This window comes from Bacillus sp. BML-BC051 (assembly GCF_019656175.1).
GTDB lineage: Bacteria > Bacillota > Bacilli > Bacillales > Bacillaceae_G > Bacillus_A > Bacillus_A mobilis.
Genome location: NZ_BPLI01000128.1, coordinates 1 through 531, shown reverse-complemented (window position 1 = coordinate 531; position 531 = coordinate 1). Strand labels below are relative to the sequence as shown.

4 tRNA genes and 1 rRNA gene are annotated in these 531 nt (G+C 50.3%); all 5 read left to right on the top strand.

The window, feature by feature from the left end:
• Positions 1-48 precede the first annotated feature (48 nt).
• The 5 genes from rrf to K5S59_RS29490 all read left to right on the top strand — a co-directional run bounded on the left by rrf (position 49) and on the right by K5S59_RS29490 (position 503).
• Positions 49-164 (top strand): 5S ribosomal RNA (rrf, locus tag K5S59_RS29510).
• A 5-nt stretch (positions 165-169) separates the two neighbouring features.
• Positions 170-245 (top strand) — tRNA-Val (locus K5S59_RS29505).
• Between the two features lie 8 nt (positions 246-253).
• Positions 254-337: transfer RNA gene (locus tag K5S59_RS29500), tRNA-Tyr, on the top strand.
• 11 nt (positions 338-348) lie between these two features.
• Positions 349-423, top strand: a tRNA-Gln gene (locus K5S59_RS29495).
• A gap of 4 nt (positions 424-427) precedes the next feature.
• A tRNA-Lys gene (locus tag K5S59_RS29490) sits at positions 428-503 on the top strand.
• Positions 504-531 lie beyond the last annotated feature (28 nt).

Sequence of the window (531 nt, the reverse complement as noted above, 5' to 3'; positions counted from 1 at the left end):
TTTAAAAGTTAAATAAGTTAAAATGATTCTTGTCTTAAATGAATACAGTCTGGTAATGATGGCAGAGAGGCCACACCCGTTCCCATACCGAACACGGAAGTTAAGCTCTCTAGCGCCGATGGTAGTTGGGACCTTGTCCCTGTGAGAGTAGGACGTTGCCAGGCAAAATGGAGGATTAGCTCAGCTGGGAGAGCACCTGCCTTACAAGCAGGGGGTCGGCGGTTCGATCCCGTCATCCTCCACCATATATGTCGGAGGGGTAGCGAAGTGGCTAAACGCGGCGGACTGTAAATCCGCTCCTTCGGGTTCGGCAGTTCGAATCTGCCCCCCTCCACCATTCTTAATTAATGGGCTATAGCCAAGCGGTAAGGCAACGGACTTTGACTCCGTCATGCGCTGGTTCGAATCCAGCTAGCCCAGCCATTAAGAGCCATTAGCTCAGTTGGTAGAGCATCTGACTTTTAATCAGAGGGTCGAAGGTTCGAATCCTTCATGGCTCACCATTTTAACAAAATATGCGGGTGTGGCGGA